We start from the raw sequence: 26,729 nt of genomic DNA, 5'->3' as shown, positions 1-26,729 counted from the left end.
GCTTCGTCCTGGACTGTTACCAAGCAGCTGCGGACGACGCCAGGGCCATGGTACGTCCGAAGACGTACGACGGTCCAGTTCATTACTTGTAGCAGCCCGGCATCAGTCCGTGCGGACGATGGCTCCGGCCCGCACGTACTTCGACATCGCGCGCTGCGCCTCGTCAGTGTCCTGCTTCTCGCGCAGCGTCTGCCGCTTGTCGTGTGACTTCTTGCCCTGCGCCAGTGCGATCTCGACCTTCGCGCGGCCGTCCTCGTTGAAGTAGAGCTGGAGCGGGACCAGCGTGCGGCCCGACTCGTTCATCTTCGCGGCGAGCTTCTCGATCTGCTCCTTGTGCAGGAGCAGCTTGCGCTTGCGGCGCACCGGGTGATTGGTCCAGGTGCCGAAGGTGTACTCGTGGATGTGCACGTTGTGCAGCCACGCCTCGCCGAACTCGATGGACGCGTAACCGTCGACCAGCGACGCGCGCCCCGACCGCAGCGACTTCACCTCGGTGCCGGTCAGGACGAGCCCGGCTTCGAAGGTGTCCTCGATCTCGTAGTCATGCCGCGCCTTCTTGTTCTGCGCGATCATGATCTTCTTCTTGACGCTCTCCTTCGCCTTGGACTTCGCGGACTTCTGCTTGGTGCCCTTGAGCACGACGGGTGTGGGTTTCTTGGCCATGGTCCCTGCATTCTCGCCGATGGCCGGGGCCGGAGGCCAGGCGGTTACGTACGGGGTCAGAGCCAGGTCATGGGATCGGTGAAGCGTCCGTTGACCAGGACCTCGAAGTGCATGTGCGGTCCGGTGGAGAAACCCGTGCTCCCGGACCTTCCGACGCTCTCCCCCCGGTCGACGCGCTCCCCCTCGTGGACGCCGAGCACGGACATGTGGTTGTAGGTCGTCGTCAGCGCGACTCCGCCGACACCGCCGTGGGAGATGACGATCCGGTTCCCGTACGCACTGTTGAAGCCGGCCGAGATGACCGTCCCGGCCCGCGCGGCCCGCACCGGGGTGCCGGTGGCGACGCCGAAGTCGGTGCCGGTGTGCAGCTTGGTGTACTCCAGGATCGGGTGGTAGCGCATGCCGTAGCCGGACGTGAGCGGGCCGTTGACCGGGTAGGACAGTGCGCCGCCCTGGCCCGGGGACCTGCTCCCGCCTCCGCTGCTCTTCTCAGCGGGCGCGTTGAGCCGGTTGACCAGCTCGGCCAGGCGCTCCTGCTCGGCTTCGAGCTCGGCGTACCGCCGCTGGTCGGCCGCCTTCTCCAGGCGGGCCGAGTCCACCGCACCCTTGCGCTGGTCGACCAGCCGCTTGACCTCCGCCGCCGCCTGCTCTGCCTGGTGCTGGAGACTTTCCTGCGCGACCAGCCGCACCCGGGCCTGGTCCCGCTGGGCCCGGACCTGCCGGCGGCTGGCCTCCAAGGTGGTCTGCCGGACGTCTATCTCGTGCTTCGTCCTGACGAGACGGTCCAGGGAGGCCTGGTCGTCCCGGATGACTGAGCGGAAGCCCGTCAGGCGGCTGAGTGCCTCCCCCGGGGTCTCCGCCTCCATGACCATCGACAGCTGGGCGAGGTCGCCCTGCTGGTAGGCGCGGCGCACGAGGCGGCCGAGGAGTTCCTGCATCCCGGCCATCTCCTGGCCGACGTCCGCGAGCTCGCGGGCGGCCCGCTGCTCGTCGGCCACCGCCTTGTCGAGATTGACCTTGAGCTCGCCGTCGTGGCGTCGGGCCTCGTCCAGACGCCTGCGCGCGTCCTCAAGACCAGCCTGCGCGGTGGGCAGCCCGCTCTCGGCGGCGGTGAACGCCGCTTCGGCCGCGGCGAGCCGCCGGGCCGAGCCGTCCAGCTCGGTGCGGATGTCCTGGACCTGGCCGTCGACCTTCTTCTTCTTGTCCTTGGGCCCGTCCTGGTCGGCATGTGCGGGCACAAGCCCCACCACCGCCGCGGTCAGCGCACTGAGCACCAGAAAACCGAGCCGACCACTACGCACAGACCCTCACCCCTTCGCTGTTCACGAAGAGGATGATTTGCCCGACCTATCCAAATACACACATAAACGTACGTAGAGTAGCCCGATCTGATGAAGCCCTGACCGCCGACGGCCGAACCGGCCGCAGAAACGCCGACGGGCCCGGCGGCACACGATCTCGCGCGCTGCCGGGCCCGCCTCCGACTCAAACCTTCAGGTACTTCCTGAGCGTGATGAACGAGGCGATCGCCGACATCAGAACGCCGAAGACGATCAGCAGCGGCATCGTCAGCAGGACCTGGTCGAACCCGATGAACTGGACCATCTTGATCGAACCACTCAGGCCCTTCACGATGCCGAAGTAGTAGCCCGCGCTCAGCATTCCGCCCGCGAACAGCGCACCCACCAGGCCGGCGATCACCGACTCCATGATGAAAGGCAGCTGGATGTAGAAGTTCGACGCACCGACAAGCCGCATGATGCCGGTCTCCCGCCGTCGGCTGAACGCCGAGACCCGGGCGGTGTTCACGATCAGCAGGACCGCCACGATCAGCATGAACACCATGACGGCGTACGCGCCCCACTGGACCTTCTGCAGCAGGTTGAAGAAGGGCTCCAGGAGCTCCTTCTGGTCGTTGACCGTCTGGACCCCGGGCCGACCCTCGAATGCGCTCTTCACCACGTTGAACTCGGTCGGATCCTTCAGTTTGACCCGGTAGGACTCCGGCAGCTGGTCGGCGGTGACGCTGCCGGCGAAGGGCGAGTCGCGCTGGCCCTCCTTCCACTGGTCGAAGGCCTGCTGCTTGCTCTCGTAGTAGACCTTCTCTACGAGCGGCATGCCCTCCAGCTCTTTCTTGAGCTGGTCCCGCTGCTCCTGGGTGACTTCTCCGGCCGCACAGGACGGTTGCTTGACGTCGCCCTTCGAGCACAGGAAGACCGAGACTTCGATCTTGTTGAACCAGTAGCCCTTCATGTCGTTGGCCTGCTTCTGGAGCAGCAGCCCCGCGCCGGCCAACGTGAGGGACAGCGCGACCGAGACGATCACGGCGATCGTCATGGTCAGGTTTCGGCGCAGGCCGATACCGATCTCCGAGAAGACGAACTGGGCGCGCATGATGTCCTAGTCATTCAGGGTGCCGTCGCACATCGCGACGGCACCGGTTTCTACCCTGACCGCAACCGATCCGGCGCTCACGCGCCGGGGGCGGTTCAGTGCTGGTAGCCGTACACGCCGCGGGACTGGTCGCGGACCAGACGGCCGTGCTCCAGCTCGATCACGCGCTTGCGCATCTGGTCGACGATGGCCTGGTCGTGGGTGGCCATGATGATGGTGGTGCCCGTCCGGTTGATCCGGTCGAGCAGCTTCATGATGCCGACGCTGTTCTGCGGGTCGAGGTTACCGGTGGGCTCATCCGCGATCAGCAGCATCGGCCGGTTCACGAAGGCGCGGGCGATGGCCACGCGCTGCTGCTCACCACCGGAGAGCTCGCCGGGCAGCCGGCCTTCCTTGCCCGCCAGGCCGACCAGGTCGAGGACCTCGGGGACCACCTTCTTGATGGTGGACCCCGGCTTGCCGATCACCTCGAGGGCGAAGGCGACGTTCTGTGCCACGGTCTTGTTCGGCAGCAGCCGGAAGTCCTGGAAGACGGTGCCCATCTGGCGGCGCAGTGTCGGCACCTTCCAGTTGGACAGCTTGCCCAGGTCCTTGCCCGCCACGTGGATGGCGCCACTGGTGGGCCGCTCCTCGCGGAGCAGCAGGCGCAGGAAGGTCGACTTGCCGGAGCCGGAGGATCCGACGAGGAAGACGAACTCGCCCTTGTCCACTTCGAGCGACACGTCCTGCAGGGCAGGGCGGGGCTGCTTGGAGTAGGTCTTGGTGACGTTGTCGAGTCTGATCACGGTCGCATCACAATCCGCCAGTTTGAAGGGCCAGGGAGACTTGCCCGTACAGCCGCGCCGTCTGGTGTACGCACCACACTGCCGACCGCCCCGCCGGCGGAGGGTGGGTTGCCGCAAGTAGTGGCCATCCAGGGAGTGTAAGCGGCAAGCTGGTGACGGATGTGTCTTCGACAGGGAAGAAGCGGAAACTGTCGCAGGACAGCGGTGGGAACCGAACCGGGCCCTTTCAGCGTTGACAATGGGTATGCGTGGTTTTCCACCGACCCCGACGAGGAGGACGCCATGACCTGGGAACACCTGGTGTGCGCCGCCTGCTCCGGGATGGTGCGCGACGGCTCCTGCCCCACCTGCCGGGCGGCCAGGGACCGCTTCCAGCGCGAAGAGGGCACGGGCGTTTCGCCCGCGATGCTCGCCGCGCTGGTGTTCCTGGTGATCGCCGTGATCCTGGTCGCACAGCGGTTCTCGGGCTGACCCCGGTTCTTTCAGCGTTTCCTGCGGCGCAGTTGCATGGGCAGCAGTGTGAACGCCACACCGCCGGCCGCCATGGCGACACCGCCGATGAACAGGTAGGTGCCGCGGTTGTCGGAGCCGCCGGTGGAGGCGAGGTCCTCCTCCTTGGCGGCGGTCTGCGCCCCGGTGACGCCGTCGACGACGGACACAGTCGCCGCAGGGCGTTGTCCGGTGTTCTGGTTCTCCCCCGCCGTGCCGCCGGCCTGGCCCGTCCTGCCGTTCACCGTGCCGGTGGCGGCTACGGGACCCCGTCGGGGGGCGGGCGACTGTGCGGTCTCCGGAGGCCGGGAGGTGCCCGACCTGCCGGACCGGCCCGGCGTCTGCGGGGTACTGCTGGGGGACGCGCTGGCGCTGTTCGACGAACCCGGTGAACCGCTGGGCGGCCGGGAGGACACCGGTGGGGGACTCTGCGAACCAGTGCCTGTGCTGGGTCCGGTGCCCGAGCCGGGGTCGGGCCGGGGGCTTGCGGATTCGGAGCCGCTGCCCGGGGTGGTCCCACCGGCACACGCGGGCTGCCCCGCGGACCCGCAGTCGGGCTGCTCACCGGCGTGCGCGGCGCCCAGCGCGCCCAGTCCTGCGGCAGCGGTGAGGAAAGCCGTGACGGCAGCGCGTGCGAGACGGACACGAAGCGTTGCGGACATTGCTGAACCCCCGTGGAACGGACGGCTGTGCCGCCACCCACCAGCTTGGTCAAGCCGTCGCACACAGTCAAGATCTATTCACCGGCGCTGCCCCGATCGGTCCTCCAACGATGCGGGACCGTGCGGACAGCGTTACCGGGCGGCGGGTTCACCGTACGGAATGCCCGAAGGGCCCCGGCGTGCCGGAGCCCTTCGTGTTGCTCTGCGGAGATCAGATCTCGTTGGCGAGCTGCTCCTGCTGCTTGCGCCAGCGGATTCCCGCCTCGATGAAGCCGTCGATGTCGCCGTCGAGCACCGCCTGCGGGTTGCCGACCTCGTGCTCCGTCCGCAGGTCCTTGACCATCTGGTACGGCTGCATGACGTAGGAGCGCATCTGGTTGCCCCAGGAGGAGCCCTCGCCCTTGAGCGCGTCCATCCGGGCCCGGTCCTCCTGGCGCTGCCGCTCAAGGAGCTTGGCCTGGAGGACGTTCATCGCGGACGCCTTGTTCTGGATCTGCGAACGCTCGTTCTGGCAGGAGACGACGATGCCGGTCGGGAGGTGGGTCAGCCGGACCGCGGAGTCGGTGGTGTTGACGCCCTGGCCGCCGGGGCCCGACGAGCGGTACACGTCCACGCGCAGTTCCGACTTCTCGTCGATGACGACGTAGTCGGTGGTCTCGACGACCGGCAGCACCTCGACACCCGCGAAGGACGTCTGACGGCGGCCCTGGTTGTCGAACGGGGAGATGCGCACCAGGCGGTGGGTTCCCTGCTCGACCGAGAGCGTTCCGTACGCGTAGGGGACCTTCACCGCGAAGGTCGCCGACTTGATGCCGGCCTCCTCCGCGTACGAAGTGTCGTAGACCTCGGTCGGGTAGTCGTGCCGCTCGGCCCAACGGGTGTACATGCGGAAGAGCTGTTCGGCGAAGTCCGCCGCATCGACGCCGCCGGCTTCGGCACGGATGGTCACCAGCGCCTCGCGGGCGTCGTACTCACCCGACAGGAGGGTGCGGACCTCAAGCTCGCCGATGGCCTTGGTGAGCGAGGTCAGCTCGTTCAGCACCTCGTCGCGGGTGGCGTCGTCGTCCTCCGCCTCCGCCATCTCGAACATCAGCTGGACGTCTTCGATGCGGCTGCGCAGGTTCTCGACACGCCGCAGGTCACCTTGCAGGTGCGCGAGCTTGCTGTTGACCTTCTGGGCGTTCTCCTGGTCGTTCCAGAGCTCGGGAGAGGCCGCGGCCTCGTTGAGCTCGGCGATGTCGGAGCGCAGGCGCGGAAGGTCGAGAACGGCCTCGATGGACGACATAGTCGTATCGAGGGACTTGAACTCTTCGGAAGGATCAAGGGCAGCCACGCGAGCAGTCTAATGGCCACACGACGCGCCGGGGATCCCGGCTTTCGTTCAACGGCTTGTAAGGAGGCTGCGCCCGTGCTGAACCGGTCGCTGAGCCGGTTTTGACAGCGGCCACCGGGCCGGGCGCCCTCAGGGCTTCGCGGAGTGCCCGGCGGTGGAGCTGCGGCCCCCGGGGCCGATGCTGCGCAGCGGGGTGGGCGCCACGCTGGGCGGCTCCGGGCTGGCCGCCGGGTCGGCGTTCGACGCCGCCGGGGTGGTCGCCGGGGTCACGGGGTTCTTCGCGCCCTCGTCGTCCTTGCTGGCGTACCACCAGCCGCCGGTGCCGACCGCGCCGAGGACCACGACGGCGGCCATGGTCGCCGCGGTGCGCCGCCGCCGGCCCCGTGTTGTCGTGTTCCGGTGTCGTCGGCGGCCCGGGTCGCCGGTGACCGGCGGGGCATCGTCGAAGATCGGCCGGATGAGGTTGGTGTGGGTGTCCCGGTTGCCGTCTTCGCTGTCGTAGCCGTCGTAGTCGTTCGCCCCGTCGACGAGCGGGGTCGCCCCGAGGTGGCGTGGGGCGTTGCTGGGGAGCCGCCCGGAGGGTTCGTACCTGTCGGGTTCGTTGTCCGGTGCCGGGACGTCGAACGCGGGCAGTCCGGCCAGTGACGGGATGACGGCCCGCAGGCGTTCGCCGAGTTCGCGGGCGGTGAGCCGGGCGGCGGGCGCTTTGGACAGGCAGGAGGACAGGATGCGGGCGAGCGCCGGGGGCAGCCCGGGGATGCCGGGGACGGGCTCGGTGACGTGCCGGCGCAGCACGGCCCCGGTGTGGCCGCCGCCGAAGGGGGTCCAGCCGGTGAGCAGTTCGTAGAGCACGGTGGCCAGCGCGTAGACGTCGACGGCGCCGGTGGGCTGGAGCCCTTCGATGACCTCGGGGGCGAGGTAGTCGGGGGTGCCGATGATGCGGGTGGCGCGGGTGCGGCGCGGGGAGTCGACCAGGCGGGCGATGCCGAAGTCTGCGAGTCGCGCGCGGACCGTCCCCTCGGCCCGGTCGAGCAGGATGTTCTCGGGTTTGACGTCGCGGTGCACGATGCCGGCCGCGTGTGCGGCGGCGAGGCCTTCGGCGACGTCGGCGGCGATGGCCGCGGCCTGCTGCGGGCGCAGCGAGCGGCCGTGGTCCTCAAGGTGGCTGCGCAGGTCGGGGCCGTCGACGAGGTCCATCACCAGTGCGAGGTCGCTGCCGTCGACGACCAGGTCGTGGATGCCCACGATGTTGGGGTGGTCGAGGCTGGTCAGGGCGGTGCGTTCCTGGACGAACCGGGCGACGAGCACCTGGTCGGAGGCCAGGTCTTCGCGCAACAGTTTGAGGGCGACCGGGCCGTGTGGCCCCTCGCCCTGCCAGACGGTGCCGCAGGAGCCGCGGCCGAGCACCTTCACCGCGACGTACCGGCTACCGATCTTGCGTGCCACTGCTGCTCCTGCTGCTCTTCCCAGGGACCGACACCAGCGGCACCAGCGCCCGCATGGCCCCCCGACCCCAGCCGATGGACCCCCGGGGGCTTCTCATGGACTGTCAGCCCAAGACCATACGCGGCGGCGGCGGTGGCCGGGCCGGTGACGCGCATGCTGTGCCTGTACGGATTACCGCGCGCTACAGCGACTTCACCCAGTCCTTGGCGCTGGTGGCCCAGTCGCCCATCGTGCCGAACCAGCCCTCGACTGTGTGGAACCAGTCGACGCTGGTGTCCACCCAGGTGTGCACCGGGGTGAAGTAGTAGATCGCCACGAGGATTCCGGCCATGACCACCAGCCGGAACAGGCAGCTCGTCGTGCAGCCGACGCCGGGGATGCTCGTCAGCCGGAACCTGCCGCGCGGAGCCCGGTCGCGGCCGCCGTCCCGGTCACGGCCCCGGCCCCGGCCGTAGTCCTGGCCGGGCTCCGGTCGCGGTTCGCGCTCCCGGCGGGAGCGCGGCTCGGGCCGGGCGGTGCGCCGCGAGGACGGCGGTGGAGGCGGTGGCGGACCCTGCGGAACAGTCGGCTGGGTCGCGGTGCGCGGCCCTGTCTGCTGCCGCGGCGGTGCCGGGTGGGGGTCCGGCGACCGGTACAGCGGCGGTCCTTCGGCGCCGCCCGCGTGCTGCCGGGCCTGGTCAGAGCCCGGCTGCGGCGGGTATCCGGGGTTCTGGGGGTTCTGCTGCCCCATCACCCGGGTGCGGTCGGGTCCTGGCTGCCGCGGTGGCTCAGCACCGGGTTGTGACTCCCAGGCGGCCCCGGCCTGGAGCCCGGTCACCGCGGCTGTGCCCGCCACACCGATCGCCGCGGCGGAGCGCACCGCGCTGGCGTCGAGCAGCCGGGACAGCGCGCCGTCGTCGGGGTGTGTCCCACTTATGACGTCCGCCGCCAACCGCAGTGCCTGGGCGAGCCCGGCGGCGTCGGGGCGCCGCTCGGGCTGCTTGGCCAGGCAGCGGTCGACGACCGCCCAGTACGCCTCCGGCATGCCGACGGGGCGTACGGGCACCTCGGTGAGGTGCCGGTGCAGCAGCACGATCGGGTTGCCCTCGCGGAACGGCGGGTGCCCGGTGACCAGTTCGTACAGCACGACGCCGACGGCGTAGACGTCCACCGACACGGTCAGCGGCCGGCCTTCGGCGCTCTCCGGGGCGACGTAACTGGGGGTGCCGACGAGTTCGTGGGTACGGGTCAGCGCCGGTGAGTCCGCGAGCCGGGCGATGCCGAAGTCGGTGAGCAGCGGGTAGAACGAATCGCCGTTGCGGGCCAGCATGATGTTGGCTGGCTTCAGGTCACGGTGGATGACGTTGGCCGCGTGCGTCACGTCGAGCGCGTCGCACACCTGCGCCATGGTCATCGCCGCGGCGGCCGGCGGCAGGGGTCCGTTCTCGCGCAGGTACGTGCGCAGGTCGGGACCGTCGATCAGGTCCATGACCAGGGCCAGGACCTCGCCTTCGACGACGAGGTCGCGCAGCCGTACGAGATTGGGATGGCTCAGCCGCAGGAGCAGGTTGCGCTCCCGCAGGAAGCGCGTGACCACGTCGGGGTCGTCGGCCAGTTCCTCGCGCAGGACCTTGACCGCGACGATGTCGCCCGTGTCCCGGGTCCGGGCACGGTAGACGGTGCCACTGGCCCCCCGCCCGATGGCTTCACCCAGCAGGTACTTGCTCCCGACTGGACGATCCACTGTGGATTCCTAACTTCTGCTCGTTCCCGCTCCTATTTACCGTGCCGCCCACCCTATGGCCAGCGAAACGACATTCTTTCGGACTCCTGTTCCCCATGGACGCAGGACACGGGTCGGATGGTTCGCCGCGCACCGCACTGCGGTACACACCACCGCCCGGTCGGATGGGAGGATGCGGGGTGGTACGTCTTTCTCTTTTCTGAATTCCGGTGGCCCGCCTGCCAGTGGGCGCCGGACGCACCTTGTGTGAGCGGAGGAGCATGCAGATCCGGCTCACCGTACTCGGGGCCCGCACCGCGGGCACGGGTACGGACGTGCTCGTCACGGCACCGTCGGGCACCCGGTTCCAGGCGGTCGCCACCGCCCTGCGGACCGCGTCCGGCGTCGAAGGCCGCCGCTACTGGGCCGGTGAAACGCTGCTCGACCAGGAGTCCCTGCTCGGGCATCCGCCGCTGGTGGACGGCGCGCTGGTGACCGCGGACGCCCCCGGCGCGGCCGCGGTGACCGTCGGCACACCCGAGCTGCGGGTCGTGGGCGGCCCGGACGCGGGCGGGGTGCACCTGTTGAGCGACGGCACGGTGCGCATCGGCCGCTCCCCCGAAGCCGAGGTGCGGCTCGCGGACCCCGACTTGTCGCGGTTGCACGCTGAGCTGACGATAGACGGCCGCCGGTTGACCGTCGCCGACCTGGACTCGACCAACGGCACGACGGTCGACGGGGTTCCGGTCGGCCGTACGCCGGTTGAACTGCCGTCAGGATCTCTGCTCCGGGCCGGGGAATCCCTCCTGACGATGGTTCTGCCGCGCGCGTACGCCGACGGCCCGGACGCCGGGCGTGGCCGGGCCGACGGCCACGGGCACCTGGAACTGCCACGTCCACGCCGGGCACTGACCGCGGTGACGTACCCCGAGGTGCGGATCGACCTCCCGCCACAGCCCGCTCCCCGCCGGGTGGCCCTCGGCCTGCGCCGGAAGGCAGCGGAAGCCGCCCGGCAGGCCGCGGAGGAGCAGGGCCACAAAGCACTCCTCGAAGAGGTCCTGCGACGCCGTGAACAGGCACCCGACGCCGCGGCGCTGCTGCTGCTCGCCCTGGAGGCCGGCGCGGCCGGGCCCGTGCACACGGACATGGCCGTCCAGCTGTGGGAAAGACACCGGTCACATCCGGAGCTGCTCTCCGTACGCCTGGGAATCGGTGACATTCCGTCACAGGTTCTGCTCGTCGAGCCGGAACCCGAGGCCGCGGCCGGTTCTGCGGCGGGTCCGGCAGCCGGGCCGAGGCGGCTGACCGCCTACGGCGTGCCGGTCGTCCTGTCCCTGCGCGAGCAGACGCTGGGGCTCGCCGGGCCGCGTCCGCGCGTGCTCGGCCTGGCCCGTTCCCTCATCGCGCAGACCGCCGCGCTGCACGGACCGCAGGAGATCGAGATCGTCCTGTTGTGCGGGGACGAGACCGCCGCCGCCGACTGGGCCTGGCTGCGCTGGCTGCCGCACCTGCGGCCCGCCGAGGGCCAGGACTGCCGGCTGCTCCTGGGCCTGACGCAGGAGCAGACCGGACGCAGGATCGCCGAACTCCTCGACCGACTGGACAGTCCGTCGCCGTCCGGCCGCCGTACGCTCGTCATCGTCGACGGCGCCGGGGCACTCACCGCCCGCGGCGAGGTCGCCCGACTGCTCGACCAGGGCCCGCGGGCCGGAATCCACGCCGTGTGCCTGGCCGAGCGGGCCGACGAACTGCCGCTGGAATGCGGCGTGGTCGCCCGCGTCACCGGCGACGTCAATACCCGTCTCCAGGTGGTGGGCCCCGGTTCGCTGCGGCTCGACGATGTCGTCGCCGACGCTGTGTCCCCCGCCTGGGCGGACCGGTTCGCCCGCGCCTTGGCCCCCCTGCGCGAAGCCGCCGGACGCGCCGCGTCCCCGCTGCGCACCCTGCCCGAGGAAGTCCGGCTGCTCGACCAGCTCGACCTCGACCTGCTCACCCCGGCCAAACTCCGCGACCGCTGGCAGCGCGACCCCGCCTCCGCCCGGATCGTGCTCGGCGCGGACGCCCGGGGCCCGGTCGCCGTCGACCTCGACGCCGAGTTCACCGGCGGAGCCGAGGGCGCGCATGTGCTGATCGGCGGGGCCGACGGATCCGGGCGCAGTGAACTCCTCACCGCCGCCCTGTGCTCGCTCGCCGTCGCCAATCAGCCCGGCGAGCTGGCCATCGCGCTCCTCCTGGGCGCGGGCGCGGCGACCGGCGCGGGCCCGTTCGGCTGCGCCGAACTCCCGCACCTGGTCGGCTTCCTGGACACGCCGGAGGCCGGCAGGATCACCGCGAGCCTGGTCGCCGTACGGGCCGAACTCGACCGCCGCGAAGCCCTGTTGCGGGGAGCCACGTTCAACACCACTCCCCTCCGACTGCCCCGGTTGATCCTTGCGGTGGACGACCTGGACCGACTGGTGGAGATCTGTCCGGCGGCGGCCGACCACATCGCCGAACTGACGCAGTACGGCGGGCCGTTGGGCGTCCACGTCATCGCCACCACCGGCGGCGACGCGCCGGGGGCGATGTCCGCCGCGGAAATCCGGGTGGCACTGCGCACGGACGGGCCGCAGGCCTCCCGCGCGCTGATCGACGTGGACGACGCGGCCACGCTGGACGAGCACTTCCCGGGGCGCGGGCTGGTCCGCGGCGCGGACGGCGCGGTGGTCCCGTTCCAGGGCGGCCGGATCACCGGCCGGATGCCGCGCACGGCGACACTGCGGCCCACCGTCGTACGCCAGGAGTGGACGGAGATGGGCAACGCGCTGGCCCGCCGTACCGGACCCTCCGTCAGGAACCCCGCGCAGCCGACAAACGGACCGACGGACCTGGCGTTGTTGACGGGGGCTGTACGGCGGGCGGCGGAGCAGTCGGGGGCGGTGCAGGCGGCTCGGTTGTGGGAGTGGGACACGGCGCTGCGCTGACGGGCAGTCCGATCACTGGGTGGGATAGCAGCCCAGACTCCTGTATACGTCGTTTGGGCAACCAGAAGCAGCAGTGGCGCTTCTCCACACGCAGCTCGACGAAGCGGACCCAAGGGCGTTCTCACACGGAGAGGACCGTCAGCACACTCTCCAACCCCTTGAAGTCGTCGGCTTCCTGACGCATCGCCTCGTAGTCGACCTGCGGAAGACCGCGATGTTCGGCCACCAGCGCCTCTGCGCTCAGCCGCTTCTTTCGGGTGATCGGCCGCAGTTCGGCGACCTCCGTCCCATTGCGGGTGATGTGGTAGGTCTCGTCGGCTTCCACTGCATCCATGACCGCAACGGAGCTGTTGCGGAATTCACGCTGAGTGATGGTCTTCATGAAAGCCGCCGTAGCGCCATGTAGCGCAGCGAGCTACGCGTCCCCTCCTCTGAGCCTCCTGGATTTACCGGCCAGCAAAGCCATACCGGCGCGAGCATCGCGGCCACGCACGCAAAAACCATCCGCTCAACAAACTCCAGGCACTTGATACTCTGAGAGTGTCAAGTTATCATTCGGGCATGCTCTACCAAACACCTGCCCTGGACTCGGAAGACAAGCGCGTACTCTGCGAAATCGACGCCATGCGGCAGGCGCTCCGCTACCAGGTCGACAACCAGCCCAGTAAGTGGACCGCGGGGCTGCGCAAGACCCTGACCGCCGCTGCGATCGCCGGTTCCAACACCATCGAGGGCTTTACAGTCACCGTCCAGGACGTCGAAGACCTCATCGACGGCGAGAAGGAAGTCAACGCGTCGGAGGCCGACAAGGCCGAGACGCTCGCCTATCAGCAGACGATGACGTATATCCAGACGCTGCATGATGCCGTGGATTTCCGCTTCGACAAGTCACTGCTCAACGGGCTGCACTGGATGTTGCAGGGGCACCACAACAAGCCGGGCCGGCCGATGGGCCAGTGGCGGCGCGGCGCGGTCTACATCAACCAGCCGGGCGATCCGCACGAAATCGCGTACACCGCCCCCGATGCCGCGTCGGTCCCCGGCCTGATGGAGGAGCTCGTCGACTGGCTCAACGAGGGCGACCTCGACACCCCACCCCTGGTCCGCGCCGCTTTGGCGCACCTGAACCTCGTCAACATCCATCCCTGGGCGGACGGGAACGGCCGGATGTCCCGTTCCTTGCAGACCTTGCTGTTGTCCCGGGAAGGTCTGCTCGCGCCTGAGTTCTCCTCGATCGAGGCCTGGCTGGCGAAGTCGCTCAACACCTGGAAGTACTACGCGGTCCTTCAGGAGGTCGGCGGCCAGGAGTGGAGCCCGCACGGCGACACTCACGCGTGGGTCCGGTTCAACCTGCTCGCTTACCACCAGCAGGCCCAGTCGGTACGGTTCCGCATCGACCGGTCGGGGAGTGCGTGGAAGGCCCTGACCGAGTACGCGGAAAACGCCGGACTGGATGAGCGTCTGGTCGCGGCCCTGCATGACGTCGCTGTGGGGGAACGCGTTCTGCGGGCGCGCTACCAGCGGGCCGAGGGGCTGAGCACGCAGCAGGCGGTGCGTGACGTGAAGAAGTTGTGCGACCTGGAGTTGCTGAACGCGCAAGGTCGAACGAAGGGGCGCTATTACGTGGCGGGGCCGAAGTTCCCGGCCGGGGTGCTCGAGGATGCCGCTCGCGGGTACACGGCGCGGAATCCGTATGCGTCGGGGCAGGGTTGACCGTACGGGGCCGACGACTGCGGGACTCATCCGCCATCGGCAGCGCTTTGCTGTATGCATCAGGGTTGATACCTTGATATCCAGTCCGATGCATACAGGAGGAACCATGGCCCGCACTGTGATCGACATCGACGATGCGGCTCTGGCCGAGGCCGCGGCAGAGCTGGGCACCACCACCAAGCGGGACACCGTCAACATCGCACTGCGGGAAATTACGGCTCGCCGGCGTCGACTGCGCGCACTGCACGAAGCCCGGGGCCTGGTCGCCGACGGCGCGCTCGACCTGGAGCTGCTCCGCGAGAAGAAGGACTATCGGTGGTAGCCGTCTCCTACCTGGTCGACACCAGCGCCCTGGTCAGGCTGCTCGCGGACAACGGCGATACCTACGGCTGGGACGAAACCATCGCCGCAGGCCTGATCGGCGTCTGTGACATCACGGAGATCGAGCTGCTGTTCAGCGCCCGGTCCGCCGCTGACCGGCAGAAGCTGCTGGACCTGCTTCGCGAGTTCTACACCTGGCTTCCGCACCCGGAGCAGGTCTTCACCCGCGCGCGAGAAGTCCAGGCCTTGCTGACCAAAAACGGACACCACCGCTCCGCGGGCCCGGTCGATCTGATCCTCGCCGCTACTGCCGAACTCGCCGGACTGACCCTTCTCCACCAGGACCGCGACTTCGAGACCGTCTCTTCAGCGACCGGGCAGCCGACGATGTGGCTCATGCGGGACGACCGGCGCTGAATCGGGCTGACCGGCAGTACAGCCAGATCAGGCTGCGAACTGACACCAAGCAGGACAGGACCGACGGGATCATCACCGTCGGTTTTGTCCTGTCTGACGCAAGCTACTCACGCACGGTCAGGAGGTGCAGGGAGCCTCTGACCTCTCCGATCCGAAGGGGTCCTCCGGCATCGCCTGGCACTCACCCCAGCCGGCGCGGTACCCCTTCTCCCCCTGCTCATCGAGGAGGGGCTCCATAAGTTCGAGCATGGCGTTCACCACCGCAGGAGTGTCCGCCGAGGACATCTCGGCGGACAGTGGCCCTCCTGCTGCAACGCGTGGACCAGAGCGACAAGGTCCTGGACGAACACGAAGACCGGATCACCTCTCTTGAACACGCCCGGTGGCCACTCCCCTCCCTGGCCGCCATCACCGGTGCGACCGGCCTGGGAATCGCCGTCTGGCAGGCCTCCGGACGCTGAAACCGCCCGGTGGCGGGCGACGTGACAACGTCACCCGCCACCGGGCGTGTCTTATTACGACTTGATGTCCTTCGTTTGCCCGGGTCTTGTGTGGACAGGGATCTCGGACGTACGACGGATGGTCCGGACAAGTCGTGCGATACGGACTGCACAGCGGGGGCATACGTGGCAGAAGTGGTGCTCGACCAGGTCGGAAAGGTCTACGCCGACGGCACACGTGCGGTCGGCGGCCTCGATCTGCACATCGCCCATGGGGAGTTCCTCGTCCTGGTCGGCCCGTCGGGCTGCGGGAAGACCACCGCGCTGCGAATGGTCGCCGGCCTGGAGGACATCAGTGAAGGCACGGTCCGGATCGGGGACCGGGTGGTCAACCGGGTCCCGTCGCGGGACCGGGATGTGGCGATGGTGTTCCAGAGCTACGCGCTCTACCCGCACTTGAACGTGCGGGACAACATCGCCTTCGGGCTGAAGCTGCGCAAGATGCCCAAACAGGAGATCCGCAAGCGGGTCGAGAAGGCCGCGCACACGCTCGGCCTGGAGGAGCACCTCGACCGGAAGCCCCGGAACCTGTCGGGTGGTCAGCGGCAGCGGGTGGCCATGGGCCGGGCGATCGTCCGGGAACCACAGGCGTTCCTGATGGACGAGCCGCTGTCGAACCTGGACGCGAAGCTGCGGGTCCAGATGCGTGCGCAGATCGCCCGGCTGACCCAGGAACTCGGCGTCACCACGGTGTATGTGACGCACGATCAGACCGAGGCCATGACCCTCGGGGACCGGGTCGCGGTGATGAAGAAGGGCGTCCTGCAGCAGGTCGCCGCGCCGCAGGAGCTGTACGACCACCCGGTCAACCTGTTCGTGGCCGGATTCATCGGCTCACCCGCGATGAACATGATGACCGGGATCCTGCGCCGGGTGAAAGGCGGCACGGACGGCGGCTACGAAGTCGAACTCGGCGGCCAGACCCTTTCCGTACCGCCCTCGTTGACGTCCGAGCGCCCCGCCCTGACGTCCTACGTCGACCGCCCCGTAGTGGTCGGGATCCGTCCCGAGGACCTGTACGACGCGGCGCTGGACGGCACGGAACCCCGTGAAGGCCACGTGTTGCACGCTGAGTCCGACCTCGTGGAGGCGATGGGTTCGGAGGTCCTCGTGCACGTCGGGATCGACGCGCCGCCGGCGATCACCGAGGACATCCAGGAGCTGGCCCGGGACGCGGGCGCCGAGGAGCAGGTGCCGGACTCCGACGCGCAGCACAGCGACCTGGTGGCCAGGTTCAGCCCGCGGACACGGACCCGCAAGGGCGACCGCGTGGCGATCAGGGTCGCCGTGGACCGCATGCACTTCTTCGACCCTGAGTCGGGCCTGTCGGTGGTCGGCGACAGCTGAGCCGGACGCCGTTCCGTACAAAGGACGTTGTTCCGTACAAAGGGCGCCGTTCCGTACAAAGGGCGGCGTTCCGCACGCGGGACGCCGGTCCGTACAAAGCCTTTCCCGCTCCGTCGGGGGAAACGAACCAAGGAGGGGACCTTGCGCAAAGCAGGGAGCACCACAGGAAGTTCGCTACGTACAACACGGGGATTCAGGCGGACGGCGGTGGCCGTCACGGCCGTCGCCGCGCTCACCTTCGCCGCCGGTTGCGGTGACGACAACAAGAAGGACGACAAGACCTCGCCCACCCCCACCGCCGGGACCACCGGTGCCGGCAGCCCGACGGCGGCGGCCCTGCCGGACCTCAAGGGCCAGACGGTCGACGTCGCCGCGGTGTGGACCGGCGACGAACAGGCCGCCTTCAAGAAGGTCCTCGCCGAGTTCGAGAAGCTCACCGGCGCGAAGACCAACTTCGTACCGACCGGGGACAGCGCGTCGACGTTCCTCGGCTCCAAGGTCGAGGGTAAATCGCCGCCGGACGTCGCGTTCCTCGCCCAGCCCGGCGTGGTACAGCAGTTCGCCCAGAAGGGCTGGATCAAGCCGCTCAGCCCTGAGGTCCAGGCATCACTCAAGTCGAACTACTCGACCGGCTGGCAGAACATCGGCGCTTATCAGAACCAGCCGTACGGCGTCCCGTACAAGGGCGCCAACAAGTCGCTGTTCTGGTACAACACCAAGCTCTTCACAGATGCGGGCGCGGCCGAGCCGAAGACGTGGGACGACCTGCTGAAGACCGCGCAGGCGGTGTCCGACTCGGGCAAGCCGCCGTTCGCGCTCGGCGGGGCGGACGGCTGGACGCTGACCGACTGGTTCGAGAACATCTACCTGTCGCAGGCCGGCGGGGACAAGTACGACCAGCTGGCCCAGCACAAGATCAAGTGGACCGATCCTTCGGTGAAGGACGCGCTCACCACCCTGGCCCAGGTGTTCGGCAAGCCCGAGTGGATGCCGGGCGGTCCGAACGGGGTTCTGCAGACCGAGTTCCCCGCGTCGGTGACGCAGGTGTTCGGCGCGACCCCCGCGGCCGCCATGACGATGGAAGGTGACTTCGTCGGCACGAACATCCTCAAGGACACCAAGGCGAAGATCGGTACGGACGCCAAGGTGTTCCCGTTCCCCGCCGTCGGTGCGGGGAAGGCCCCGGTGGTCACCGGTGGCGACATCGCGGTGGCGATGAAGGAGAGCCCCGGAGCGATGGGCCTGCTCAAGTACCTCGCTTCCCCGGATGCCGCGAAGGTGTGGGCGCAGCAGGGCGGTTACATCTCCCCGAACAAGGCGCTGGACGCCGCGTCGTACAAGGACGACACGACCCGGAAGATCGCCCAGCAGTTGATCGCCTCCGGTGACGAGTTCAGGTTCGACCTGTCCGACCAGGCCCCGGCCGCGTTCGGTGGGACGAAGGGCGAAGGCGAGTGGCGGGACCTCCAGGACTTCCTGAAGAACCCGACGGACATCGCCGGTGCGCAGGCCAAGCTCGAAGCGGACGCGGCCAAGGCGTACGGCGGGTGATGGAGCGTCATGTCGGAGGATCGGGACCGTACGGCTGACGGAAGTTCAGATGTCCCGGCGACCGACGCGGCAGCCGGGACGGTGACTGCGGGTGGTGCCGCGGCCGTCCCGGCGCCCGGGCGCGCGGGCCGGTTCCGCAGGCCGGGACCTTCGGGCGGAGTCAACCAGAACCGGCCGGTGAGTACGGGAAAGCTGCTGGCCTGGCTTTTCCTGCTGCCCGCGCTGGTGATGCTCGGTGTCCTGGTGGCGTATCCCATCGTGTGGTCACTGATCCGGTCGCTGTACGGCGCGGCCGGGTGGTCTGACTTCGTGGCACTGGACAACTACAAGGAAGTCTTCACCGACGACGACACGCTGACGGCGGTGAAGAACAACGCGATCTGGGTGGTCGTCGCCCCGACGGTGGTGACCGCGCTGGGGCTGGTCTTCGCTGTCCTGACCGAACGGGTCAAGTTCGCGACGGCGTTCAAGCTGATCGTGTTCATGCCGATGGCGGTGTCGATGCTGGCGGCCGGCATCATCTTCCGGCTGGTGTACGACCAGGACCCGGACAAGGGCGTGGCCAACGCGATCATCGTCGGCGTGCACGACACGTTCCTCGGGAGCGGCGCGCAGTACGAAGGCTCGCAGGCCCGGCCGAACTCGGACCTCAAGCCGGCCGGGAAGGGCTTCCAGACCGCCAATCCGGTCAGCGGTACGGCGTTGCTGCCGCTGGTCGCGCTGCCGGCGGACAAGGTCCCGTCGAGCGCCAGCCAGGCCGCGACACCGCAGCCGCGCACCGACGGCGGGTTGTCCGGTGTGGTGTGGCGTGACTTCAGCAAGGGCGCCACCGGCGTGGTCAACAAGATCGACCCGGGTGAGCTGGGGCTGCCGGGAGTCAAGGTCGAGGCTGTACGGAACGGCAAGGTCGTCGCGTCCGCCACGACGGGGAAGGACGGTTCGTTCACCTTCGCCGCGTCGAAGCTGTCCGGCGGCCCGGTGCAGATGAAGCTGCCGGATTCGAACTTCGGCAAGTCCTACACGGGTGAGAGCTGGCTCGGCCCGGGCCTGATCACCTGGGCGATCATCATGGCGTACGTGTGGATGTGGGCGGGCTTCGCGATGGTCCTCATCGCCGCGGGCCTGGCCGCGATCCCACGCGACGCGCTGGAGGCCGCGCGGGTGGACGGGGCCACCGAGTGGCAGGTGTTCCGGCGGGTGACGATCCCGTTGCTCGCCCCGGTGCTGCTGGTGGTGATGGTGACCCTGGTCATCAACGTGCTCAAGGTGTTCGACCTGGTGTACATCATCTCGCTCGGCTCGTCGCAGAAGGAAGCGAACGTCCTGGCCCTGCAGATGTACCTGGCCTCCTTCGGCGGCGGCAACAACCAGGGGCTGGGCAGTGCGATCGGCATCCTGCTGTTCCTGTTGGTGCTGCCGGCGATGTTGTTCAACATCCGGCGGTTCCGCCAGGAAAACAAGTGAACGGAACCGAGGTACGCCCGGGGGTCCGGCCCGCAGCGCCAGCTGCTGTGGGTGCGGCGCACCCGGGCGGACACAGTCGTCAGGAGAACAAATGAGCGCCGCAGCCGAGACCCCCGCTCCGCCGGTCAAGACCAAGCCCGCCCAGGACCCCGGCGGGATCCAGCGCGGTCTCGCCGCCCGCCTCGTCGCGAAGACCGGCGGCGGCGTGGTGCGGATCATCCTGGTGGTCGTCGCGCTCCTGTGGCTGCTGCCGACCTTCGGGCTGCTGGTGTCCTCGCTGCGCGGCAAGACCGACATCGCGGGCAGCGGCTGGTGGAAGGTGTTCACCCACCCCGGGCAGATGACGTTCGAGAACTACAGCAATCTGCTCGACAACAAGGACATGACGCGGGCTTTCTGGAACACGATCTACATCACCGTGCCGTCCACACTGCTGGTGATCTTCATCGGGGCGCTGGCCGCGTACGCCTTCGCGTGGCTTGAATTCCCGGGCCGGGACTGGCTGTTCCTGATCGTCGTCGGCCTGCTCGTGGTCCCCGTGCAGGTGGCCCTGATCCCGGTCGCGAAGCTGTACGGGGACGCCGGACTGTTCGGTTCGATCACCGGTGTGGTGCTGTTCCACGTGTCGTTCGGGCTGCCGTTCGCCATCTTCCTGCTGCGGAACTACTTCGCGGGGATCCCCAGGGACCTCCTGGAGGCCGCGCGGATGGACGGTGGGTCCGACTGGACGATCTTCTACAAGGTCATCCTGCCGCTCGGCCTTCCGGCGATCGCGTCGCTCGGCATCTTCCAGTTCCTGTGGGTGTGGAACGACATGCTCATCGCGTTGATCTTCGCCGATACGAGTTCGGCGCCGTTGACGGTGGCCCTGCAGTCGCAGTCCCGGGCACTCGGCGCGAACACCGAGATCCTCGCCCCGGGGGCGTTCCTGTCCCTGATCGTGCCGCTGATCGTGTTCTTCTCGTTCCAGCGGTACTTCGTCCAGGGCGTGATGGCGGGCGCTGTGAAGTAGCCCACAACGAGCACACCACAGCGCGCCTCCCGGCTCGGACAGGGGGCGCGCTGCGGCTTTTGTCGGCTTTCCCGGCCGGGAACCGTGGTCGCGGTCACCAGCGTCTGAAGTGATGGGTCCGGGATCCTTATCCCTCCGGCGCACCTGACCGCGTACCGTCTGGCAAGGTCTTCCAGACACGGAAGCCACGGAAAACGGGAGATCGGCGAGTCTCACGCCACGCATGGGGGAACTTCGATGACCGGGAACCGACGGCTGGGTCTGCTGCGGACGATGCTCGCCGTGCTCGCCGTGGAAGGGGCGCTGTTCACCGCAGCCGCCATCGGGTCCGCCGTCGCGTCGGTCGCCGTCCACGACGAGGGCGACGAAATGGCGGGGCTGGACAACATCCTCATCGCCGCGTCGGTCCTGGCGGCCCTGCTCGCGGTGTTCACCGCGTTCTGTCTCAAGGCCGTCCGCGACACACTGCGCCGCAACGACGGGAACATGGCCCGGCCCGCCGCGCTCGGTCTGATCCACGTGTGGGCGGGGCTGTTCGCGCTGCCGGGCCCGTGGTGGGCGCCGGTCGCCTGTGCGGTGCCGGCCGTGTTCTACCTGTCCGGCTGGTGGCTGCTCAAGGACCGGCCTTACGACCCGCTGCTGATTCCGCGTCAGGTGCGGCGGACCGCCCCGAAGGAGTCCGGTGACCGGGCGCCCCTGGTGCCGACCGCCGACCTCGACTGAAAACCGTACGCGACAAAAGGGCCGCCCCGAAGGGCGGCCCTTTTGTCTATCTGTTCCTCATCAGCCCATGGACCCGCTGCGCAGCAGCGTGCGGATCGTCCGCATCGCCACCGACAGGGTCGCCAGGTCGTAGCTCTCCACGTCGCTCACCTCTTCGAGGGTCGTGCGGGCGCGGGCGACCACGGCGTGGTTCTTCGACTCCCAGGACTTGAACCGCAGTTCCGGGCTGTCCTCGGGCGGGCCCGAGGCCAGGACGTCGAACGTCAGTCCGGCCTGCGCGGCGTACAGGTCGTCGCGCAGGGAGGCGCGGGCCATCGACTTCCACCGGTCGGTGCGCGGGAGTTCGATGATCCGGTCGAGCAGGTAGGCGATCGGCAGCCGGTCGGCGATGTCGAAGTAGACCTCGGCGACCTCCGCGATCGACCGCCCCGAGTCCTGGGCGACCTCAACGATGTCCAGGGCTGCGTACGCCGAGGACATGCCGGCCACGGTGGTGGCCAGCTCGTGCGGCACCCCGGCGCCGGTGAACTCCGCGTACAACCCGTTCATCCAGGTGATTTCACCGCCGCGGAGCAGCTTGGGCAGCTGGGCGGCCACCTCTGCCGCGCCGTCGCGGAAGAACTCGATCTGGAACTGCATGTCGAGCGGGGAGCGCCGGTTGAGCAGCAGCCAGCGGGTGGCCCGCTCGACCAGGCGCCGGGTGTGCAGCCGCAGGGTGGTGAGCGCGGCGGCGGTGACCGTGTTGTCGAGAGCCTGCACGGCGGTGAGGATCTCGTCCGCGCGGAAGATCTTCCGGGCGGTGATGTGCGCCCGTGCGACCTCGTCGGCCGAGGCCCCGGTCTCCTCCCGCATGCGGAACATGAAGGAGATGCCGGCCAGGTTCACCAGGTCGTTGACCACGACGGTGGTGATGATCTCGCGGCGCAGCGCGTGGCTGTCCATCTGCTCGTGGAAGCGGTCCCGGACCGCGGTCGGGAAGTACTGGTGCAGTTCGTCCTGGAGGTACGGGTCGTCCGGCAGGTCGGAGGCGATCAGGTCCTTGGCGAGCAGAATCTTGGTGTACGCCAGGAGTACGGCCAGTTCAGGCTGGGTGAGCGCGCCGCCGGTCTGGGCGCGGTCGCGCAGCTGGCGGTCGGTGGGGAGGAACTCCAGCTGCCGGTCCAGCTGACCGTCGCGGACGAGCTTGCGCATGTAGCGCTGGTGTACGTGCAGGAGGGACGGGGCCTGGGCGACCGCGTTCTCCAGCGCGTAGTTCTGCGCGTAGTTGCTCGCCAGGACGAGCCCGGCGACCTCGTCGGTCATCTCGGCGAGCACTTCGTTGCGCTGCTTGACGGTCATGTCACCGCCGGACACGACCTGGCCGAGCAGGATCTTGATGTTCACCTCGTGGTCCGAGGTGTCCACGCCGGCTGAGTTGTCGATCGCGTCGGTGTTGATCCGGCCGCCCGCGCCGTTCGACCCGGTGAGGGCGAACTCGATGCGCCCGAGCTGGGTGCAGCCCAGGTTGCCGCCTTCGCCGACGACCTTGGCCTGGAGGTCGGCGCCGTTGACCCGGATGCTGTCGTTGGCCTTGTCGCCCACGTCGGCGTTCGACTCGGTCGACGCCTTGATGTAGGTGCCGATGCCGCCGTTCCAGAACAGGTCGACGGGGGCGAGGAGGATCGCCTTCATCAGTTCGGCCGGGGTGAGCCTGGTGATGCCCTCCCGGAGGCCGAGGCGGGCCCGGACCGGGGCGCTGACCGGCACGGACTTGGCGGTCCTGGGGTAGATCCCGCCGCCCGCGCTGATGAGGTCCGGGTTGTAGTCGGCCCACGAACTCCGCGGCAGGTCGAACAGGCGCTGCCGTTCGGCGAAGGACACCGGGGCGTCGGGTTCCGGGTCCAGGAAGATGTGCCGGTGGTCGAACGCGGCGACCAGGCGGATGTGGTCGGACAGCAGCATGCCGTTGCCGAACACGTCGCCGGACATGTCGCCGATGCCGACGACGGTGAAGTCCTGCGTCTGGGTGTCGTGCCCGAGCTCGCGGAAGTGCCGCTTGACGGACTCCCACGCGCCGCGGGCGGTGATGCCCATGCCCTTGTGGTCGTAGCCGGCCGAGCCGCCCGACGCGAACGCGTCGTCCAGCCAGAAGCCGTACGAGGCCGCGACCTCGTTGGCGATGTCGGAGAACGTCGCGGTGCCCTTGTCTGCGGCGACCACCAGGTAGGTGTCGTCGCCGTCGTGGCGGACCACGTCGGTGGGCGGGACGACTTCACCGTTGACGAGGTTGTCGGTGATGTCGAGCAGACCGGAGATGAAGGTCTTGTAGCTGGCGATGCCTTCGGCCAGCCAGGCCTCACGCCCGGCCGCCGGGTCGGGCAGCTGCTTGGCGACGAAGCCGCCCTTGGAGCCGACCGGCACGATGACGGTGTTCTTCACCATCTGCGCCTTGACGAGACCGAGGACCTCCGTACGGAAGTCCTCCCGCCGGTCGGACCAGCGCAGGCCGCCGCGGGCGACCTTGCCGAAGCGCAGGTGCACGCCTTCGACCTTGGGCGAGTACACGAAGATCTCGTACATCGGGCGCGGGGCCGGGAGGTCCGGGATCGCCTGCGGGTCGAACTTCAGCGACAGGTAGTCGTGCGGTCCGCCGTCGGCGCGCCGCTGGTAGAAGTTGGTGCGCAGGGTCGCGCGGACCATCGCGAGGAAGGCCCGCAGGATGCGGTCCTCGTCGAGGGAGACCACACTGTCGAGCGCGCCGGTGATCTCTTCCAGGAAGCCTTCGACCAGCTCCGTGCCGGCCTGCTGGAGGCCGGGCGAGAACCGGGCCTCAAACAGTTGCACGAGGAGCCGGGCGATGTGGACGTTGCCGGTCAGCACGCCTTCGATGTAGTCCTGGCTGAAGGTCGAGCCGGCCTGGCGGAGGTACTTCGCATAGGCGCGCAGGACCACGACCTGACGCCAGTTCAGCCCGGCGCGCAGGATCAGCGCGTTGAAGCCGTCCGACTCTGCCCTGCCCAGCCAGGCGGCCGAGAAGCCCTGCTGGAACAGCTCCTTGGCGTCCTCGTGGGTGACCGGGTTGTCGGTCGCGTGCCTGAGGCCGAAGTCGTACACCCAGGCGACCTTGCCGTCGGCCGAGCGCAGGTCGTAGGGGCGTTCGTCGACGACCTCCATGCCCATCCGCTGCATGATCGGCAGGACTGCGGACAGGGAGACCGGCTGGTCGGTGCGGTAGATCTTGAACCGCTTCTCGTCCGGCCGTGCTCCTATCGGGTCGTAGAGGTTGAGCGCGAAGTCGCCGTCCGGGGCCAGCGCCTGGATGCGGCGCAGGTCGGCCACGGCCGTCCGCGGGGAGAAGTCGGACTTGTAGCCCTCGCTGAACGCGTGCGCGTAGCGGCGGGCCAGCTCGGCTGCCTGCTCCTCGCCGAACTCCGCGACCAGGGCCTCGTTGAAGTCGTCCCGCCACGAGCGGGTCGACTCGGCGAGCAGCCGCTCGATGTAGTCGACATCCGGGTCGCTGAGCGACTGCCCGGCGGGGACGCGCACGGTGAAGTGCAGCCGGGACAGCACCGATTCGGTGTTCCTGGCGGTGTAGTCGATGACCGTGCCGCCCAACTCGCGCAGCAGGATCTCCTGCATCTTGAGCCGGACTTCGGTGGTGTAGCGATCCCGCGGCAGGTAGACGAGCGCCGAGTAGAAGCGCCCGTACTCGTCCTTGCGCAGGAACAGCCGCAGGCGGCGGCGCTCCTGGAGGTAGAGCACGCTCAGCACGATCTGGTGCAACTGTTCGGAGCTGATCTCGAACAGGTCGTCGCGCGGGTAGGTCTCCAGGATCTGCAGCAGGTCGCGGCCGTCGTGGCTGGACGGTGCGAAGCCGGCCTGCTCCAGGACGTCCTGCACCTTGCGGCGGACCACGGGCACCCGCTGGACGGAGTCGGTGTACGCGGCGGACGCGAACAGGCCCAGGAAGCGGCGCTCACCGACCACGTTGCCGTCCGCGTCGAAGCGCTTGACGCCGACGTAGTCGAGGTACGAGGGGCGGTGCACCGTCGAGCGGGAGTTCGCCTTGGTCAGTACGAGCAGTTTGGGCTCGCGGGCCTTGGCCCGGCCCTCCACCGACAGACGGCTGAAGGACTGCGATGTGACCTGGTCGGGGCGCAGGATGCCCAGACCGCTGCCGGACACCGCCCGCAGCACGTCCTCGCCGTCCTCGACGGCCAGGTCGTACTCGCGGTAGCCGAGGAAGGTGAAGTGGTCCTCGGCCAGCCAGCGCAGGAGCTCCCAGGCTTCGCCGATCTCGGACTCGGGCAGCTTCGGCGGGTTCTCGGCGAGTTCGTCGGCGACCGCGAGGGCCGCGTCGCGCATCTTCGTCCAGTCCTCGACGACCTCGCGCACGTCCCGCATGACCTGCTGCAGGGCGTCTTCGATGGCCACTATGTCGTCGCGGTCCGACTCGCGGTCGATCTCGATGTGCATCCACGACTCGGTCACCGCGTCGTCCGGCACCTGGGCCGGGTCGTTGCCGTCGGCCTCGAGGATCTCCGTGAGGTGCCCGGTGACGTCGCGGCGGACCACGAACTGGGGGTGCACCACCACGTGGATGGCCCGGTCCTGCCGGGACAGCTCGTTGGTGACCGAGTCCACCAGGAACGGCATGTCGTCGGTGACGATCTCGATGACCGTGTGACCGGACGACCAGCCGTTCTGCTCCACGGTGGGAGTGAAGACCCGGACGTTCGAAGTGCCCTGCGGCCGCTCGGCGGCCAGCCGGCCGTGCGAGATGGCGGCACCGTACACGTCGACCGGATCGCGTGGGATCAGATCCTCGGGCGCGGCGTGCCGGTAGTAGCGGCGGAGGAGGAGGTCCAACTGCATGACGCAGGGATCGCCCGTATCTCCGGATTGCTGTGACGATGCCTGCCGTGCCGCCTGGGCCGCCCGGTCGAGCAGATCAGCTTTCGCCTCGTCCAGCTTGCTCTGCATGATGCTGTGGCTCCTGTCGCGCGCCGTTGCGTGACTGCTGTTGTCTTCCCGGGGGACGAACCCCCGGCCCCCTCGCGGATTACTGCTCCGGCAGTCACGCCTCTTCCGGATCATCGGGAGAAACATGTCGTACGGGACAGCATGAGGGTGCTGTGTTGCCGGGACTGCGCTTACAGCCCGTGTCGTTACCTGAGTGACTCTTCCCGACTGCTTCCGCCGCCGTGCCGCACACACCGTTTCCGCTGCCGAACCGTTCCGGCGTCTTTGCCGGAACGAGGGCAG

The 26,729-nt window shown here is 68.8% G+C and carries 21 protein-coding genes; 11 read left to right on the top strand and 10 right to left on the bottom strand.

Features of this window, described 5'->3' with window-relative positions; all coding sequences use genetic code 11:
- Positions 1-102: 102 nt before the first annotated feature.
- The 4 genes from smpB to ftsE form a co-directional block, all read right to left on the bottom strand.
- A complete protein-coding gene (smpB, locus tag AC0Z36_RS09040; RefSeq protein WP_485462219.1) occupies positions 103-663 on the bottom strand; it encodes an SsrA-binding protein SmpB in 561 nt (186 codons plus the stop codon).
- 56 nt (positions 664-719) lie between these two features.
- Positions 720-1,964, bottom strand: coding sequence for a peptidoglycan DD-metalloendopeptidase family protein (locus AC0Z36_RS09035; RefSeq protein ID WP_485462218.1), 1,245 nt, complete (start codon positions 1,962-1,964; stop codon positions 720-722).
- A 184-nt stretch (positions 1,965-2,148) separates the two neighbouring features.
- A complete protein-coding gene (gene ftsX / locus AC0Z36_RS09030; protein ID WP_485462217.1) occupies positions 2,149-3,057 on the bottom strand; it encodes a permease-like cell division protein FtsX in 909 nt (302 codons plus the stop codon).
- Positions 3,058-3,152: 95 nt separating this feature from the next.
- On the bottom strand, positions 3,153-3,842 hold the full coding sequence (gene ftsE, locus AC0Z36_RS09025; protein ID WP_485462216.1) for a cell division ATP-binding protein FtsE: 690 nt from the start codon (positions 3,840-3,842) through the stop codon (positions 3,153-3,155).
- A gap of 282 nt (positions 3,843-4,124) precedes the next feature.
- Here ftsE and AC0Z36_RS09020 point away from each other — a divergent pair, with 282 nt between their 5' ends.
- A complete protein-coding gene (locus tag AC0Z36_RS09020) occupies positions 4,125-4,313 on the top strand; it encodes a hypothetical protein (protein ID WP_485462215.1) in 189 nt (62 codons plus the stop codon).
- An 11-nt stretch (positions 4,314-4,324) separates the two neighbouring features.
- Here AC0Z36_RS09020 and AC0Z36_RS09015 read toward each other — a convergent pair whose 3' ends face one another.
- The 4 genes from AC0Z36_RS09015 to AC0Z36_RS09000 form a co-directional block, all read right to left on the bottom strand.
- The gene (locus AC0Z36_RS09015) at positions 4,325-4,576 is read right to left on the bottom strand and encodes a hypothetical protein (RefSeq protein ID WP_485462214.1); all 252 of its coding nucleotides are present in this window, start codon (positions 4,574-4,576) and stop codon (positions 4,325-4,327) included.
- A gap of 628 nt (positions 4,577-5,204) precedes the next feature.
- Entirely contained in the window at positions 5,205-6,326 is a 1,122-nt protein-coding gene (prfB, locus tag AC0Z36_RS09010) for a peptide chain release factor 2 (protein WP_485462213.1), read from the bottom strand.
- Between the two features lie 129 nt (positions 6,327-6,455).
- Positions 6,456-7,772, bottom strand: a complete 1,317-nt coding sequence (locus AC0Z36_RS09005; protein WP_485462212.1) for a serine/threonine-protein kinase — start codon at positions 7,770-7,772, stop codon at positions 6,456-6,458.
- Positions 7,773-7,953: 181 nt separating this feature from the next.
- Complete coding sequence (locus AC0Z36_RS09000; RefSeq protein WP_485462211.1) at positions 7,954-9,495, bottom strand: serine/threonine-protein kinase; 1,542 nt, start codon at positions 9,493-9,495, stop codon at positions 7,954-7,956.
- Between the two features lie 260 nt (positions 9,496-9,755).
- On the opposite strand from AC0Z36_RS09000, the gene AC0Z36_RS08995 reads away from it, so the two are divergent.
- Positions 9,756-12,437, top strand: a complete 2,682-nt coding sequence (locus tag AC0Z36_RS08995) for an FHA domain-containing protein (RefSeq protein WP_485462210.1) — start codon at positions 9,756-9,758, stop codon at positions 12,435-12,437.
- Positions 12,438-12,558: 121 nt separating this feature from the next.
- Here AC0Z36_RS08995 and AC0Z36_RS08990 read toward each other — a convergent pair whose 3' ends face one another.
- Positions 12,559-12,819 carry a type II toxin-antitoxin system Phd/YefM family antitoxin gene (locus AC0Z36_RS08990; protein WP_485462209.1) on the bottom strand — a complete coding sequence of 87 codons (261 nt, stop codon included), beginning with the start codon at positions 12,817-12,819 and terminating at the stop codon, positions 12,559-12,561.
- Positions 12,820-12,998: 179 nt separating this feature from the next.
- On the opposite strand from AC0Z36_RS08990, the gene AC0Z36_RS08985 reads away from it, so the two are divergent.
- From AC0Z36_RS08985 to AC0Z36_RS08945, 9 genes are all read left to right on the top strand, one after another.
- Positions 12,999-14,150, top strand: coding sequence for a Fic family protein (locus AC0Z36_RS08985; protein ID WP_485462208.1), 1,152 nt, complete (start codon positions 12,999-13,001; stop codon positions 14,148-14,150).
- 106 nt (positions 14,151-14,256) lie between these two features.
- Positions 14,257-14,472, top strand: a complete 216-nt coding sequence (locus AC0Z36_RS08980; protein WP_485462207.1) for a type II toxin-antitoxin system VapB family antitoxin — start codon at positions 14,257-14,259, stop codon at positions 14,470-14,472.
- Positions 14,466-14,888 (top strand): PIN domain-containing protein, encoded by a 423-nt coding sequence (locus AC0Z36_RS08975; RefSeq protein WP_485462206.1) that lies wholly within the window; start codon positions 14,466-14,468, stop codon positions 14,886-14,888. Before AC0Z36_RS08980 ends, AC0Z36_RS08975 begins: the two co-directional genes overlap by 7 nt.
- 317 nt (positions 14,889-15,205) lie before the next feature.
- Positions 15,206-15,349, top strand: coding sequence for a hypothetical protein (locus AC0Z36_RS08970; protein ID WP_485462205.1), 144 nt, complete (start codon positions 15,206-15,208; stop codon positions 15,347-15,349).
- Positions 15,350-15,514: 165 nt separating this feature from the next.
- Positions 15,515-16,735, top strand: coding sequence for an ABC transporter ATP-binding protein (locus AC0Z36_RS08965; protein ID WP_485462204.1), 1,221 nt, complete (start codon positions 15,515-15,517; stop codon positions 16,733-16,735).
- A 207-nt stretch (positions 16,736-16,942) separates the two neighbouring features.
- Positions 16,943-18,286, top strand: a complete 1,344-nt coding sequence (locus AC0Z36_RS08960) for an ABC transporter substrate-binding protein (protein ID WP_485462203.1) — start codon at positions 16,943-16,945, stop codon at positions 18,284-18,286.
- Positions 18,287-18,295: 9 nt separating this feature from the next.
- Positions 18,296-19,750, top strand: a complete 1,455-nt coding sequence (locus AC0Z36_RS08955; RefSeq protein ID WP_485462202.1) for an ABC transporter permease — start codon at positions 18,296-18,298, stop codon at positions 19,748-19,750.
- A 91-nt stretch (positions 19,751-19,841) separates the two neighbouring features.
- Entirely contained in the window at positions 19,842-20,762 is a 921-nt protein-coding gene (locus AC0Z36_RS08950) for a carbohydrate ABC transporter permease (protein ID WP_485462201.1), read from the top strand.
- A gap of 237 nt (positions 20,763-20,999) precedes the next feature.
- Positions 21,000-21,485 carry a hypothetical protein gene (locus AC0Z36_RS08945; protein ID WP_485462200.1) on the top strand — a complete coding sequence of 162 codons (486 nt, stop codon included), beginning with the start codon at positions 21,000-21,002 and terminating at the stop codon, positions 21,483-21,485.
- A 60-nt stretch (positions 21,486-21,545) separates the two neighbouring features.
- Here AC0Z36_RS08945 and AC0Z36_RS08940 read toward each other — a convergent pair whose 3' ends face one another.
- Positions 21,546-26,447 (bottom strand): NAD-glutamate dehydrogenase, encoded by a 4,902-nt coding sequence (locus AC0Z36_RS08940; RefSeq protein ID WP_485462199.1) that lies wholly within the window; start codon positions 26,445-26,447, stop codon positions 21,546-21,548.
- Positions 26,448-26,729: the final 282 nt, after the last annotated feature.

The organism is Kitasatospora sp. UYEF31, from assembly GCF_057291755.1.
The sequence above is the reverse complement of the archived record's forward strand: the minus strand, read 5'-3'. Positions and strand labels throughout refer to the sequence as shown.

Coding starts and splice junctions, on each gene's coding strand:
- AC0Z36_RS08955 (WP_485462202.1), top strand. CDS start 18,296: ATGTCGGAGGATCGGGACCGTACGGCTGACGGAAGTTCAGATGTCCCG.
- AC0Z36_RS08940 (WP_485462199.1), bottom strand. CDS start 26,447: ATGCAGAGCAAGCTGGACGAGGCGAAAGCTGATCTGCTCGACCGGGCG.
- smpB (WP_485462219.1), bottom strand. CDS start 663: ATGGCCAAGAAACCCACACCCGTCGTGCTCAAGGGCACCAAGCAGAAG.
- AC0Z36_RS08985 (WP_485462208.1), top strand. CDS start 12,999: ATGCTCTACCAAACACCTGCCCTGGACTCGGAAGACAAGCGCGTACTC.
- ftsX (WP_485462217.1), bottom strand. CDS start 3,057: ATGCGCGCCCAGTTCGTCTTCTCGGAGATCGGTATCGGCCTGCGCCGA.
- AC0Z36_RS08990 (WP_485462209.1), bottom strand. CDS start 12,819: ATGAAGACCATCACTCAGCGTGAATTCCGCAACAGCTCCGTTGCGGTC.
- AC0Z36_RS08980 (WP_485462207.1), top strand. CDS start 14,257: ATGGCCCGCACTGTGATCGACATCGACGATGCGGCTCTGGCCGAGGCC.
- AC0Z36_RS08950 (WP_485462201.1), top strand. CDS start 19,842: ATGAGCGCCGCAGCCGAGACCCCCGCTCCGCCGGTCAAGACCAAGCCC.
- AC0Z36_RS08945 (WP_485462200.1), top strand. CDS start 21,000: ATGACCGGGAACCGACGGCTGGGTCTGCTGCGGACGATGCTCGCCGTG.
- AC0Z36_RS08995 (WP_485462210.1), top strand. CDS start 9,756: ATGCAGATCCGGCTCACCGTACTCGGGGCCCGCACCGCGGGCACGGGT.
- AC0Z36_RS09020 (WP_485462215.1), top strand. CDS start 4,125: ATGACCTGGGAACACCTGGTGTGCGCCGCCTGCTCCGGGATGGTGCGC.